This window comes from Herbaspirillum sp. UBA812, from assembly GCF_002296545.1.
Lineage (GTDB): Bacteria > Pseudomonadota > Gammaproteobacteria > Burkholderiales > Burkholderiaceae_D > Herbaspirillum > Herbaspirillum huttiense.
Map to the genome: position 1 here is coordinate 12974 of NZ_DBIC01000178.1, position 14145 is coordinate 27118.

Consider the following 14145-nt stretch of genomic DNA (forward strand, 5'->3'; position numbering starts at 1 on the left):
GCCGAGAACGGGGTGAGCCCGCAGGAAATCGTGCTGGGCCAGTCGGCCCCCTTTACCGGCCCGGCCGCCGAGGTCGGGCGCGACTTCCAGGAAGGGGCACGCAGCTATTTCGCCCAGGTCAATGCCCGTGGCGGCGTGTATGGGCGGCGCGTGCGGCTGCTGAGCCTGGATGACGGCTACCAGCCCGAACGCACCCTGGCCAATACCCAGCAACTGATCTGGCGCGACAAGGTATTCGCGCTGTTCGGTTTTTCCGGCACACCCACGGTGCTGGCGGCGCTGCCGGCCATCCGCGAGGCCGGCATTCCGCTGATCGCCCCGCACACCGGGGCCGCCGCCCTGCGCGAACCCTTCAATCGCCTGATCTTCCACGTGCGCGCCAGCTACGAGCAGGAAACCGGTTTCCTGCTGCGCCAGCTGCAGGGCACCGGGCGCAAGCGCGTGGCGGTGTTCTACCAGAACGATGAACTCGGCAAGGGCCTGCTGGACAACCTGAGCCAGCGCGCAGCGCAATACGGACTGACCCTGGTCGGCAGCATGCCCATCGAGCGCAACAGCGATGCCGTGGGGCCGGCGGCAGAACAGTTCATGAAGATGCGCCCCGATGTGGTGATCCAGGCCGTGTCCTACGAGCCGGCCGCGGCGCTCATCACGCGCATGCGGGCGGCGGGCTACTTGGGCGGGTTTTCCAATTATTCCTTCGTCGGCAGCCTGTCGCTGGCCGCACGCCTCAAGCAGACCGGGGTCGGTACCGAGATCACCCAGGTGGTGCCATTTCCCAACAAGGCCAGGCTGCCCATCGTCTACGAATACCAGAAGGCCTTGGAAAGCAGCCCCGGCGCGCGCTGCAATTTCATCGGGCTGGAAGGCTACATCGCCGCCCGCGTGCTGGTCGAGGGCCTGCGCCGCGCCGGCCCGCAACTTACGCGTGCCGGCCTGATCCGGGCGCTGGAGAGCATCACCCCGGCCAACTACGATGGCGGCGGCTTCAGCCTGCAGTTCGGGCGCACCGATCACAGCGGGTCCGATTTCGTTGACCTCACCGCCATCGGCGCGGGGGGACGCTTCATCAATTGAGGGCAGGGCAGCGGAGCAGCCGCCCGGCGCGTCCCTGTCCTGATCGGCTACACTGTGACGCTGCGCCCGGCGACCGTCCGTACGCCATCGCCTCCCTTGCCACCCTCATCAAGGATCCGCCGTGTCTGGTTCCCGCTCCTCTTCGCTGGCTGCGCCCGCCTACTCCGGCGTGGCCCTGATGGCCGCCTGCAGCGCCGGTTTCCTGTGGGGCACCGGAGCCCTGGTGGTCAACATCCTGATCGCGCAATACGGATTCGCGCCGGGCGACATCTCCTTCTGGCGCTTTGCGGTCGGTGCGGTGTTCCTGTGCCTGGTATTCGGCGCACGCATCCACTTGCCGACCCTGCGCGCGCTGCTGTTGCCCGTGGTGCTGGCCGGGACCACCATGGCCGGCTACGTGCTGTTCTGGTTCCTGGGAATCGAGCGCATCGGCGCGGCCATTCCCACGCTGATCGCGCTGTGCCTGCCACCGGTGTTTTCCACCGTCATCGCGCTGTTGCGCGGGCAGGAAAAGCTGGACTGGACGCTGGCAGCGGTGCTCGCCGCCGCACTGGGCGGCACCGTGCTGATCGTGGCGCGGCATGAGGCCAATGGCAGTGCGGCATCAGGCCAGACGGACCTGCTCATCGGGCTGGCCTGTTCGGTCGCCTCGGCCTTGCTCTATACCGGATTCACGCTGGTCAGCGGACGGCTCTCGACGGCGCTGGGGGCCGGCCCCTCCGCAACCTGCCTGACCGTGGTGGCGGCGCTGGTGATGGGACTGGCCAGCCTGGCGCGGCCGCTGCACTGGCCCAGCGGCTTGCCGCCGCAAGCCTGGTATCTGTACCTGGGGGTGGTCACGGCGGCGCTGGCGCTGCTGGTGTTCAGCTGGGGCGCCGCACGCCTGACGCCCACGGCGCTGACCGTGGCGACCCTGATCGAACCTCTCACGGCGGTCCTGCTGGCCGCCGTATTGCTGGGCCAGACCCTGAGCGCTACCCAGTGGCTGGGCGGCGCGCTGTTGTTGCTGAGCATCTGGGGCCTGGGCAAGCGGCTAGGGCGGCCGCCGCACGGGTGAGCAGGATCAGTTCTCCGGCTGGCCGTTCTTGTCCACCTTGATGCGGATGTGGCGCGTCACGCCGCTCGGGCCGGGGAAATCCTCGAAGGCTGCGCGCACCATGGCCGGCATGGCGGCCGTCAGTCCGGCACGCTGCCCTTCGCTGTCGACCACGACGTCGAACAGCTTCTTGCCGTCGCTGGCCTGGCTGATGCCGATCTGCAACCGGCGCAGGAAGACCGGATAGCTGGTGGTCTGCATCGGACCGCCATACCAGAAGGGATCATAGAACGGTCCGTAGGGGCCGTAGAAGCCGAACGGGCGCGGACCAAAGCGTCCCCAGCCCGGCCCCGGTCCGTAGAAGAAGGGATCATAGGCCGGCCGGCTCACTACCACCTGCTCGGTATTCATCCCGTAGCCGAAGCTGACCTGCAATTGCGCCGACTTCAGATCGCGCGCCTCGGTGAAGCCGAGGAATTGCAGCTCCTGGCGGATCAGCCCGGCGTAGTTCTGGTATTGCAGGTCATTCTCCTGTTCCTTGGCGGGCGCAAAGGCATAGGCGCGCTGGTTGTAGTCGGGCGACCAGGCGTGGAAAGAGGTGACGTTGCTCTCGATCACCGAGGCGCAACCGGACAGCAGCAGGCTGGCCGCTGCAAGAAGGGGATAAAGCCAGCGTTTCATGAACGAACTCCATCAGAAAAAAGCCGGGCACCGGGCAGAAGGCTGGGATGCCGTGGGAAGGGCGCTTTCGGGGCGATATGAAGCAAAAGGCAAAAAACCTTGCCTCGTCAGACCCTGCGCGCGGCCATTTTGATCCCGCGTGGAAAGCGACAGCCGGAAAACCCCGCTGCGCCTGCCTGCTTCGCCCCAATCTGGGGCAAGGGCCGGTTTCGCCATTGTACCGGCCGGAGGCCGATATGAACCATGCTTCCCGCCAACAGTCCCTGATGGAGACGAGCGCGGCAAATCCGGCCGATTCCATTCGCGCAGTGCGGGATGATTGGTAAAATCGGGTTTTTGCTGCACCTGAATTGGCTTTCTGCTGTCTTAGCCTTCACTTTAGCCCTCATTTTCTGACCTCCATTTCCCTTCCCGGACAGGCCTCCATGCGCACCGATACGCCCCAGACGATCTACCGTAAAGATTACGCCGCTCCCAATTACCTGGCTGACACCGTCGAGATGGGTTTCGACCTCGATCCCGCTGACACCCATGTGGCCACCCGCATCACCCTGACCCGCAACCCGGCCGCCAAGGGCCGCGACCTGATCCTCTTCGGCGAGGAGCTGGAACTGGTGGCCCTGCGCCTGAACGGCAAGACGCTCTCGCAGGCCAAGGGCGATTTCCGCATCGCTGGCGGCGTGCTGACCATCCCCGCCGCCCCGGCCAAGGTGACGCTGGAGATCGAGACCCTGGTCCATCCGGACCGCAACACCTCGCTCATGGGCCTGTACGTGTCCAATGGCAATTTCTTCACCCAGTGCGAGGCCGAAGGCTTCCGCAAGATCACCTACTTCCCCGATCGTCCGGACGTGATGGCCAAATTCACCGTCATGCTGCGCGCCGACAAGGCGCGCTATCCGGTGCTGCTGTCCAACGGCAACCTGATCGAAGAGGGTGAGCTGCCCGATGGCCGCCACTACGCCAAGTGGGAAGATCCGTTCAAGAAGCCTTCTTACCTGTTTGCCCTGGTGGCCGGCCAGCTGGTCTGCCAGGAAGAAACCGTGCGGCTGCACTCGGGCCGCGATGCGCTGCTGCAGGTGTGGGTGGAAGAGGGCAACCTCGACAAGACCCAGCACGCCATGGAGTCGCTCAAGAACAGCATCACCTGGGACGTGGAACGCTTCGGCCTGGACCTCGACCTGGACCGCTTCATGATCGTGGCGGTGGGCGACTTCAACATGGGCGCCATGGAAAACAAGGGCTTGAACATCTTCAACACCAAGTACGTGCTGGCCAATCCGCGCATCGCCACCGATGTCGACTTCGCCAACATCGAAGCGGTGGTCGGCCACGAATATTTCCACAACTGGACCGGCAACCGCGTCACCTGCCGCGACTGGTTCCAGCTGTCCCTGAAGGAAGGCCTGACCGTCTTCCGCGACCAGGAATTCTCGGCCGACATGATCGGCAGCGACAGCGGCCGCGCCGTCAAGCGCATCGATGACGTGCGGGTGCTGCGCCAGGCGCAGTTCCCGGAAGATGCGGGCCCGATGGCCCATCCGGTGCGTCCTGACTCCTTCGTCGAGATCAACAATTTCTACACCGTCACCGTCTATGAAAAGGGCGCTGAAGTGGTGCGCATGTACCAGACCCTGCTGGGCCGCGACGGCTTCCGCAAGGGCATGGATCTGTACTTCAAGCGCCACGATGGCCAGGCCGTGACCTGCGACGATTTCCGCGCCGCCATGGCCGACGCCAATGGCCGCGACCTGTCGCAATTCGAACGCTGGTACAGCCAGGCTGGCACGCCGCTGGTGCAAGCCAGCGCGGACTACGACGCCAAGCGCAAGACCCTGACCCTGACGCTGGAACAAAGCTGCCCGGCCACGCCCGGCCAGAAGAAGAAACAGCCCTTCCACATTCCGGTGGCCGTGGGCCTGCTGGATGCGCAGGGCCGTGACCTGGCGCTGACCCTGCAAGGCGAGAAGAAGGCCGGCGCCACCACGCGTGTGCTGGAACTGACCAAGGCCAAACAGAGCTTCACCTTCATCAACGTCGATGAAAAACCGGTACCTTCGCTGCTGCGCGGCTTCTCCGCCCCGGTGGTCCTGCAATACGACTACAGCGATGCCGAACTGGCCTTCCTGATGGCCCATGACAGCGATGCCTTCAACCGCTGGGAAGCCGGCCAGCGCCTGGCCACGCGCCGTCTGCTGAACCTGACGGTGGCCGTGCAGGCCGCGCGCCAGTCCGGCCATGTGGTGGCGGTCGACACCGTGCTCAACAACATCGAGCACGACGGCGCCCTCGCCGAAGCGCTGCGCGCCACCCTCAAGGACGAGTCGCTGGACCCGGCCTTCCGCGAACTGGTGCTGACCCTGCCGTCGGAAACCATGATCGCCGAACAGATGGAAGTCATCGACCCGCACGCCATCCACGTGGCGCGCCAGTTCCTGCGCCGCTCGCTGGCGCGCGAACTGCGCGATGATCTGCTCGCGGTGTATCGCGCCCATCAGACCCCGGGTGCCTACAGCCCCGATGCCGCTTCGGCCGGTCACCGTGCCTTGAAGAACGTGGCCCTGTCCTACCTGGCCGAACTGGATGATGAAGAAGCCATGGCCCTGGCCCAGCAGCAGGACCAGGACGCCAACAACATGACCGACCGCCTGGCCGCACTCTCGGCGGTCCTCAACAGCGCCGCCCCCGGCAAGAGCGAAGCCCTGCAGCGCTTCTATGCCGAGTTCGAACAGGAAGCCCTGGTCATCGACAAGTGGTTCACCCTGCAGGCCACCGCCCGCAACGCCGACGTGAACACCGTGCGTACCCTGACCGAGCATCCGGCCTTCACATTGAAAAATCCGAATCGCGCACGCAGCCTGATCTTCAGCTTCTGCAACGGCAACCCCTCGGCCTTCCATGCGCTGGACGGCAATGGCTATGCCTTCTGGGCCGAACAGGTGATCGCCTTGAACGGCAGCAATCCGCAAGTGGCCGCGCGCCTGGCCCGCAGCCTGGACCGCTGGCGCAAGTACACCCCGGCGCTGCAGGAAAAGATGCGCCTGGCCCTGCAACAGGTTGCAGCTACCCCCAAACTCTCGCGCGACGTGGCCGAAGTCATCACCAAGGCCCTGGCCGATTGATCTGTCAGACAGATAATTGACCCCTCACTCATTCATCCGATTCATTAAATAAAAACCACTGCAAGGAAGACCACCATGAAACGTATCAGCCTCACGCAACACCTGATCGAGCAGCAGCGTCTGCACAACAAGATCCCGTCCGAACTGCGCCTGCTGATCGAAGTCGTCGGCCGTGCCTGCAAGTCGATCTCGCATGCGGTCGGCAAGGGCGCGCTGGGCGAAGTGCTGGGCAGCGCCGGCAGCGAGAACGTGCAGGGCGAAGTGCAGAAGAAGCTGGACGTGATCTCCAACGAGATCCTGCTGGAAGCCAATGAATGGGGCGGCCACCTGGCAGCCATGGCCTCCGAGGAAATGGAGACCATCCACCGCATCCCCAACCGCTATCCCAAGGGCGAATACCTGCTGATGTTTGATCCGCTGGATGGCTCCTCCAACATCGACGTCAACGTCTCCATCGGTACCATCTTCTCGGTGCTGAAGGCCCCGGAAGGCATGACCGAACCCAGCGAGCAGGACTTCATGCAGCCGGGCACCAAGCAGGTCGCCGCCGGCTATGCCGTCTACGGCCCGCAGACCGTGCTGGTGCTGACCACCGGCGACGGCGTGCACTGCTTCACGCTGGACCGCGAAATGGGCGCCTGGGTGCTGACCCAGAAGGACATCAAGATTCCCGAAGACACCAAGGAATTCGCCATCAACGCCTCCAACCAGCGTCACTGGTTCCCGCCGGTCACCCGCTACGTGGATGAAATGCTGGCCGGCTCCACCGGTCCGCGTGGCAAGGATTTCAACATGCGCTGGATCGCCTCCATGGTGGCCGACGTGCATCGCATCCTGAACCGCGGCGGCATCTTCATGTATCCCGCCGATGCGCGTGAGCCGGGCAAGCCGGGCAAGCTGCGCCTGATGTACGAAGCCAACCCGATGGCCTTCATCGTCGAGCAGGCCGGTGGCGCCGCCACCGATGGCCAGCAGCGCATCCTCGACATCCAGCCGGAAAAGCTGCACCAGCGCGTGGCCGTGTTCCTGGGCTCGAAGAATGAAGTGGAGCGCGTGACCTCCTATCACAAGGAATAAGCGTCCGGCGATTCACTCGCCTGCTGCAGAACATGCCGCCCGGTTTGCACCGGGCGGCATTTTTCATGCCGGCTTTTCTGTGCGCTTTACTGCAGGTTTTTCTGTGCGTGATTCTGCCGCGCGCGTATCAGCTCTGCGCCGACGGCGCTCCCGCCTGCGCCAGCCGCACCTGATTGCGCCCGCCATGCTTGGCTTCATAGAGGGCCGCATCGGCGCGCCCCAGCAAGTCTTCCACGGTGCGCTCGCCTGCTGGCAGCAATTCCATGGCGCACACGCCCGCGCTGGCCGTGACCACGCCGCGCGGATTGCCGCGATGAGGCAGCTCCAGTGCCTGGATGCCGGCGCGGATCTTCTCCGCCACCTGCACCGCTCCGGCGGCATCGGTATCGGGCAGCAGCATGAGCATTTCCTCGCCGCCATAGCGCGCGGCCAGATCGCCCGGCCGGCGCTGGCGCTCGCGCAGGACGGCGGCAATGCGGCGCAGACATTCGTCGCCCGCCTGATGGCCGTAGAGGTCGTTGTACTGCTTGAAGAAATCCACATCGATCATGATCAGCGAGAGTGCCGACTTGCTGCGTGCGGCACGCCGGAATTCCGCCGCCAGCACGGTATCGAGATGACGGCGGTTGGCCAGGCCGGTCAGGCCATCCTGATGCGCCAGTTGCTCCAGCCGCTGGTTGGCCTGGTGCAGTTCGCCCATCACCTGCAGCGCGCGATCCTCGGCCACCAGGCGCAGCTCGATCTGTCCGATCAGCCGCCAGCCGAACAGACCGATGATGATCAGCAACAGCAGCACCGCCGCACCATACACGATGGTCTGCTGCCGCCACGGGGCCAGCGCTTCATCCCTCGACGTGGTCACGGTGACGATCAGCGGGAAGCCCTGTACCGGCTGGTACGACACGTAGCGATCGATGTCGTCCAGCGGCGAATGCAGCAGTACATGGCCGCTGGTTGGACTGGCCAGCGCTTCGCCGATGACCGGGTCCAGGCTCAGGTCGCGATTGATGAAGGCGGGATCGAAGGGCTGCCGCGTCAGGACCTTGCCGGGCCGCAGGAGCAGCAGGATGGAACTGTCGCGGCCGATCTCCACGGTCTGGTACAGGGCGTTGAAGTGGTCCAGCCGCAAGGTCGCCAGCAGCAGCCCGGCGAAGCGGCCATCCGGATGATTCAGGCGGCGCGACATCGGAATGATCCACTGGTCGGTACTGCGGCTGAGCAGGGTCGGATGGATGTGCGGTTCGGGATCGTCGTGATCGCGGTGATAGATGAAATACGCGCGGTCGCTGTTGTTGGCATCGCTGGCGCGCGGCGGCGAGGAACTGGCCACGCGATTGCCGTGCTCGTCGAAGATGTAGAGCCCGTCGAGCTGCGGCATTTCGCTGGCCAGGCGGCGCAGGACCGGGCTCATGGTGTGCAGCTGCGCGTGGGTGGTGCCAGCCTCGTCGATACGATCGCTGATGTTGATCAGCGCGCCGTGGGTGGCCTGGAACACGTCATAGGCATGGCGCGCCAGGGCACGCGCGATGTTGCCGGAATAGGTGCGGGTGTTGTCCAGCTGCACCGTGCGCGCGGCCAGGCTTTGCCAGACGTGGCCGGCGGCAATGGCCACGCAGATCAGCGCGACGAACAGCCGAGCCCGCCGCGCCACGGAATGGCGCGTTACCCGCCCTGCCTTTGCCAGCATTGGTCGCATCGTCCGTGTCTCCCCTCCCGGCCGGTCTGTTCCCTCCCCAGGGTGGACCGTTTGAACCAGTATAAGGAGATGGCTCAGCCGTACTGGCCGCGATCAGTCCGTGAAAAAGCCCTCAATTCGTGGGCTGCACCGCCGGCCGGCGCATCAACTTGACGCTGTGCAGTGCGGTCAGCAGCACCGACAGCCAGATCGGCACATAGGTGCCCAGTTGCGCCAGCTGCAGGCTTTCGCCCAGCACCGCCATGGCCACCAGGACCAGCAGTACCGGTTCCACATAGCCCAGGATGCCGAACAGGCCCATGGGGAGCAGCTTGCCCGCGCGCAGGTAGCTGGTCAGGGCGATCATGCTGAGAATGCCCAGGCCGGGCAGCAGCAGCCACATGGCGGGTGTGCGCAGGGTAGGGCCGGTGGCCGGGCTGAGCACCAGTGCCAGCAGGGAGGGCAGCGCCAGCACCATCAGTTCCACAGCGAAGATGAGCATGGAATCGAGCCGGATGCGCCGGCGCAACATGAAGTAGGGGGGATAGCCCAGCGCCACTGCCAGCGTCGGCCAGGAGAAGGCGCGCGTCATCCACAGTTCATGCGCCACGCCGACGCAGGCGCACAGCACCGCCAGGCGCTGCAGCAGGTCCATCTTCTCGCCATAGTGAAAGCGGCCTACCAGTACCATCGACAGCGGCAGCATGAAGTAGCCCAGCGAGACTTCCAGCGCCCGGCCATTGACCGAGCCCCACAGGAACAGCCATTGCTGCAGGGCCAGCAGGGCCGCCATCAGCACCAGCAGTGCGATGCGCGCGGGGCTGGCCAGCAGTTCGGCCATGGCCGCGCGCAGCCGGGGCAGCTCGCCGCGCCAGGCCAGCAGGCCGAGCACGCAGAGCAGGGTGATGAGGATGCGCCAGGCAAAGATGTCCGTGCCATCCAGCGGGGCCAGCAGGCGAGTGTATCCGGACAGAAAGGCGAACAGGGAAGAGGCCAGCACGGACAAGCCGATGCCGCGGCCGACAAGTTGAGGGTTCATCGCAGGACCAGGTGCGTCCGGCGCGAGGAAGAGGCACCGGCAAAAGCGCGATTCTACGGCAAGCCGGGGCTGCGGGTCGCGCGCATGCAAAAAGCCCCGGCCGGAGCCGGGGCTTTGAGGTCGACGCGAGGAAGGAAATTATGCGCCCGGGGAAGTGCCCAGCGGGCCGTCCTTCTGTTCACGTGCATAGTTGTTGGGCTGGCCGCTCGGGACTTCATAGCTCTTGCGGTCCACATACTGGCCATTCTGGCCGCTTTCCTGCATGGCCGCCGGCGAGGCGGTCTGCTGGCCCTGGTAGTTGTAGTACTGCGACTGCGAGGACGAATCATATTGCTGCTGTTGCGCGCCCTGCATCGAGCTGCCGCCCTGGTCATAGGACTGGGCATAGGCACCGGTGGCGAAAGTGGCAGCGGCCAGTACGGCGGCGGTGAGGAAGGTCTTGGTCATGGCTGTTCTCCTTTATCCTTGGTTGTGCATTCGATGGCGCTGAATGCAATCGGGACTTCAGTTGCAGTGGCGGATACGATCATGCATGCATCCGCAGGTTGGCCTTCGTTTCCCAAAAGCAGGCACGGCACGATAAGACTTGAAGACATGTGTCGGGTGGCCTGCATTGCCTGAAAACTTGGGTTCATCATAGGAAGACCGCAGCGCCGCGACAGTCGGAAAGCCCAGCATGTTCTTGTCGGACATTTCGCGCGCGTCTGACAGCCGGCTTGATCGGCGTCCGAGCGCAAATCCAGGATTTTCGATTGATGCAGAATTGAGCGCAATCCAGCTCATCCATGCACAGGCCGCATCAATGCGGCACGTTCAAAGGATGAAAGTGCGAGCCGCTTTTGCAGTGCTACGCGCCGGACGTGTCAGTCTGCAAGCTGACACATTGCCCCCGTTTCGTTACAAAACGTATCCCTCCCTCATTCTGGCGCAGTGCTGAAACGCTAAGTAAAAGTTCTTTTGCGAGCTTGTGTGAGGATGTGGGTAAAAGCGTTCAGGCGGGCAGAGGGTCAGACCAATGCGTGCCCATCCGGCCTCATGCATGCTTGATCTGAGACAGGGAAGGACGAATGGCTGTGGCAAAAATGCGCATCTCTCCCAAGCGGCGCGAATTGCGTTTTGGCAGGTGGCACAACCGGGTTATTCTCAGTCGCATGGGTTTGCTCACACCGCCTGTCCAGGGTTGCGTGCTGAAGCAGAACAAGGGGGACATCATGACCAAACCAACAAGCACCGCGATGCTGGCCGTGCTGGCAGCAGTGACTGCGCTCAGCGCACCGCTGACGGTCCACGCTGCCGAATGCAGCAAGGTCGTCATCTCGGCCGATTCCGATTACGCGCCCTTGCACTGGTACGACGGCAAGCGCCTCACCGGTGCCAGCATCGAGATCGCCACGCGCGCCCTGAGTGCGCTCAACATTCCCTATGAGGTACGCTACGTCGGTCCTTTCCACCGCGTGCTCAAGGAGGCCGAGAGCGGGCAAGTGGCGATGGTGTCCTCGCTCAAGAACACGCCGGAACGCCAGTCCTACCTGGCTTTTGCTTCGGTGCCGCTGTTTTCCAATCCGATTGCGGTCTTCGTGGCGCGCGACAAGCGCTTCGCCTACGGCGGCTGGAAGGACCTGATCGGCAAGCGCGGTGCCATCACGCTGGGCAACCAGTTCGGTGGCGGCTTCGATGAATTCCTGCGTGACAATCTCATCATCGAGACCGCGCAAAAGTTTTACATGAATTTCTCCAAGCTCGATTCGGGCCGTATCGACTACCTCATCACCGGTTATTACAACGGCGTGATCTATCTGAACCAGAACGGCCTGGCCGATCGCTTCATGCCGCTGCGCCCCTTCGTCAGCGAGAGTGACAACTACATCGCCATGAGCCGGGCCAGTCCCTGCGTGAAGCTGCTGCCCCGTATCAACGCGCAGCTGGAAGCGATGCAGAAGAGTGGCGAACTGCGGGCTGTGCTGCAGAGTTTTGAAACCGATCTGCGCATCGACACCGCCAACCCCGATCAAACTGGCCACCCCAAATGAAGCCCGGTCCGTAGGCTGCACTTGCGTTTCCGGCAGCTGCACAACAATGTAAACCGCTCACTGTGGCCATCTCCGAGAGCCGTCTGGCAGCGATGCTGTGCAGCGAGCGCGTTCAAGCCATGGGCCGCGCTGCGGCGTTCTCGCTTCTCATCACTTCATTCTCACATCCGCCGCCTCTGCACATCGCAGCGTGCAGAGGCGGCGGATTTTCTTTTGTCGCGCGCACGGGGAAGACCGCGTGAGTTTCAATGAGACGCTGTGAGTTCCGGTGACACATGCAGGCTTGCATGCCAATTTTTCTTTCCGTACGGAACTCTGCCAGCATGGCCATAGTCTAGTCAGGGCTCGTATTTGCATCGGGAACAGCGATGTGAGGCGAGACGGTCGGAATTGCACAACAAAACTGGACGCCACTGTTGAAATCCATAGGGAAAACAGGGTGGCATCCGTAGAATGCCCGACTGCAAAAAGCCGCATCGACGCGGCTTGATGGCGCAACGGAGCGTCTCGCGCAACAGCGCAAGTGGGCAACGATGGCCCTATCTACACTCCAACACCAACAACATCATGCGTTCCTGGATCAATCATCTCAATTACTCACGCAAGTTCGTCCTGATCGGCGCACTCGCTTTTATGCTATTCATCGTGCCGACCACCCTCCTGGTGCGCAGCAATCTCGACGACCTCGCCACTGCCCAGCGTGAATCGCTGGCCCTTGCACCCGGACGGGAGCTGCTGCTGCTGCTCAAGCAAATGCAACAGCATCGCGGTCTGTCGGCCCTGTATCTGGCCGATGGTGATGGCGCAGCCGCCAGCCGCGCAGAGCGCCAGAAGGAAGTCGATGCCACCTTCGACCGTGTGCGCAGCGGCCTCAAGCCGCTGGAAGACAAGGCCCTCACCGATGCGCTCGATGGCCTCAATGCCGACTGGCGTGCACTCACGCAAAGTATCGCCAGCAAGTCCATCAATGGCGCGCAGAGCAATGTGCAACATGCGCAACTGATCAAGCGCGAGCTCGATCTGCTGGACGACGTGGCCAACAGTTCCGGCCTGGCGCTGGAAGCGGAGGCTGCGCTGTTCTACGTGCAGCGCGCGGTCATGTCCGAACTGCCGCAACTGACCGAAGCACTGGGTCAGGCCCGTGCGCGCGGTGCCGTGATGCTGGGACGCGGCCAGGCCGATGCGGAAGAACGCGCCCGCCTGGAAAACCTGTCCGACCGTGCCCGCCGCAGCTATGAAAGCGCCCGCCGTTCGCTGACGCTGGCTGCGGGTCGCCACCCCCTGCCGGCCGAGGTGGAAAGCGCCCGTGCAGCAGCCGTCACTGCTGCCGACGAAGCCTTCAAAATGGCCGACAGTGCCATCGTGCGCGCCGATCAGCTGACCATGCCGGCACCGCAATGGGTGTCCACCATGACGCGCATCATCGATACCCAATTCGTGCTGGTGACGACGTCCTTCGACATGATGCGTGACGAGCTGCAAGCCAAGATCCCGCGCCTGCGCAATGAACTGATCGTGCTGTGTGCTTCGCTGGCGGTGCTGGCCATGGCCGCGCTGTGGCTGATGGTCGCCATCACCCGTGCCACCACCAGTTCGCTGTCGGAAGCGGTGCGCCTGACCGAGGCGGTATCGGCCGGTGACCTGACCCAGCATGTCGAGGTCAAGGGCAGTGATGAAGTGGCGCGTCTGCTCATGGCGATGCAGGCCATGACGGCGCAACTGAGCATGGTAGTCGGCAGCGTGCGCAGCAATTCGGAGAGCGTGGCCACGGCCAGCGCCCAGATCGCCCAGGGCAATGCGGACCTGAGCAAGCGCACCGAAGAGCAAGCCAGCGCCCTGCAGCAGACTGCCGCTTCCATGGAAGAGCTGGGATCGACCGTGCAGCAGAATGCCGACGGTGCCCGCCAGGCCGGCCAGCTGGCGCGTGACGCCGCCGAGGTGGCCAGCCAGGGCGGCGCGGTGGTGCAGCAGGTGGTGCAGACCATGCAGGCTATCCACGCCGGCTCGGACCGCATCAGCGACATCATCGGCGTGATCGATGGCATCGCTTTCCAGACCAACATCCTGGCGCTCAACGCGGCGGTGGAAGCTGCCCGTGCCGGCGAGCAGGGACGCGGCTTTGCGGTGGTGGCCACCGAAGTGCGCAGCCTGGCCCAGCGTTCGGCCACGGCGGCGCGCGAGATCAAGGAACTGATCACCGCCAGCGTCGACCAGGTCGGGCAGGGTACGCAGCTGGCCGATCAGGCCGGCAAGACGATGGAAGAGATCGTGACCTCGATTCGCCGTGTCAGCGACATCATGGTCGGCATCAACGCCGCCACGGCCGAGCAGAACACCGGCATCGCCCAGGTCGGCCAGGCCGTGACCCAGATGGACAGCACCACCCAGCAGAATGCAGCGCTGGTGGA

General features: G+C 64.1%; 10 protein-coding genes. 6 read left to right on the forward strand and 4 right to left on the reverse strand.

Annotated elements, in window-relative coordinates; translation table 11 throughout:
- Together B3873_RS12010 and B3873_RS12015 are read left to right on the forward strand one after the other, a co-directional pair.
- Positions 1-1077 (forward strand): ABC transporter substrate-binding protein (locus B3873_RS12010; RefSeq protein ID WP_286866291.1); only part of this gene is annotated, 1077 nt, incomplete at its 5' end.
- Between the two features lie 121 nt (positions 1078-1198).
- Positions 1199-2134 carry a DMT family transporter gene (locus B3873_RS12015; RefSeq protein WP_276841571.1) on the forward strand — a complete coding sequence of 312 codons (936 nt, stop codon included), beginning with the start codon at positions 1199-1201 and terminating at the stop codon, positions 2132-2134.
- 6 nt (positions 2135-2140) lie between these two features.
- Here B3873_RS12015 and B3873_RS12020 read toward each other — a convergent pair whose 3' ends face one another.
- Positions 2141-2794: a DUF4136 domain-containing protein gene (locus B3873_RS12020; protein WP_034339484.1), complete on the reverse strand. Its 654-nt coding sequence runs from the start codon at positions 2792-2794 to the stop codon at positions 2141-2143.
- 425 nt (positions 2795-3219) lie between these two features.
- On the opposite strand from B3873_RS12020, the gene pepN reads away from it, so the two are divergent.
- Positions 3220-5916: an aminopeptidase N gene (pepN, locus tag B3873_RS12025; protein WP_286866293.1), complete on the forward strand. Its 2697-nt coding sequence runs from the start codon at positions 3220-3222 to the stop codon at positions 5914-5916.
- A 75-nt stretch (positions 5917-5991) separates the two neighbouring features.
- A complete protein-coding gene (locus tag B3873_RS12030) occupies positions 5992-6993 on the forward strand; it encodes a class 1 fructose-bisphosphatase (RefSeq protein ID WP_039784418.1) in 1002 nt (333 codons plus the stop codon).
- Between the two features lie 127 nt (positions 6994-7120).
- Here the strand turns inward: B3873_RS12030 and B3873_RS12035 are convergent, their stop codons facing one another.
- The 3 genes from B3873_RS12035 to B3873_RS12045 all read right to left on the reverse strand — a co-directional run bounded on the left by B3873_RS12035 (position 7121) and on the right by B3873_RS12045 (position 10154).
- Entirely contained in the window at positions 7121-8680 is a 1560-nt protein-coding gene (locus B3873_RS12035; protein WP_286866296.1) for a sensor domain-containing diguanylate cyclase, read from the reverse strand.
- Positions 8681-8801: 121 nt separating this feature from the next.
- Positions 8802-9707, reverse strand: coding sequence for an EamA family transporter RarD (gene rarD / locus B3873_RS12040; protein ID WP_209582697.1), 906 nt, complete (start codon positions 9705-9707; stop codon positions 8802-8804).
- 138 nt (positions 9708-9845) lie between these two features.
- Entirely contained in the window at positions 9846-10154 is a 309-nt protein-coding gene (locus B3873_RS12045; protein WP_209534134.1) for a hypothetical protein, read from the reverse strand.
- A gap of 788 nt (positions 10155-10942) precedes the next feature.
- On the opposite strand from B3873_RS12045, the gene B3873_RS12050 reads away from it, so the two are divergent.
- Positions 10943-11737 (forward strand): substrate-binding periplasmic protein, encoded by a 795-nt coding sequence (locus B3873_RS12050; RefSeq protein ID WP_286866301.1) that lies wholly within the window; start codon positions 10943-10945, stop codon positions 11735-11737.
- A gap of 567 nt (positions 11738-12304) precedes the next feature.
- Positions 12305-14145: methyl-accepting chemotaxis protein (locus B3873_RS12055; RefSeq protein ID WP_286866299.1), on the forward strand; the 1841-nt coding region annotated here is incomplete at its 3' end.

What these genes read in the sequence shown, in the direction of transcription:
- B3873_RS12030 (WP_039784418.1), top strand. Translation starts at nt 5,992, where the DNA reads ATGAAACGTATCAGCCTCACGCAACACCTGATCGAGCAGCAGCGTCTG.
- B3873_RS12050 (WP_286866301.1), top strand. Translation starts at nt 10,943, where the DNA reads ATGCTGGCCGTGCTGGCAGCAGTGACTGCGCTCAGCGCACCGCTGACG.
- B3873_RS12045 (WP_209534134.1), bottom strand. Translation starts at nt 10,154, where the DNA reads ATGACCAAGACCTTCCTCACCGCCGCCGTACTGGCCGCTGCCACTTTC.
- B3873_RS12035 (WP_286866296.1), bottom strand. Translation starts at nt 8,680, where the DNA reads ATGCTGGCAAAGGCAGGGCGGGTAACGCGCCATTCCGTGGCGCGGCGG.
- rarD (WP_209582697.1), bottom strand. Translation starts at nt 9,707, where the DNA reads ATGAACCCTCAACTTGTCGGCCGCGGCATCGGCTTGTCCGTGCTGGCC.
- pepN (WP_286866293.1), top strand. Translation starts at nt 3,220, where the DNA reads ATGCGCACCGATACGCCCCAGACGATCTACCGTAAAGATTACGCCGCT.
- B3873_RS12020 (WP_034339484.1), bottom strand. Translation starts at nt 2,794, where the DNA reads ATGAAACGCTGGCTTTATCCCCTTCTTGCAGCGGCCAGCCTGCTGCTG.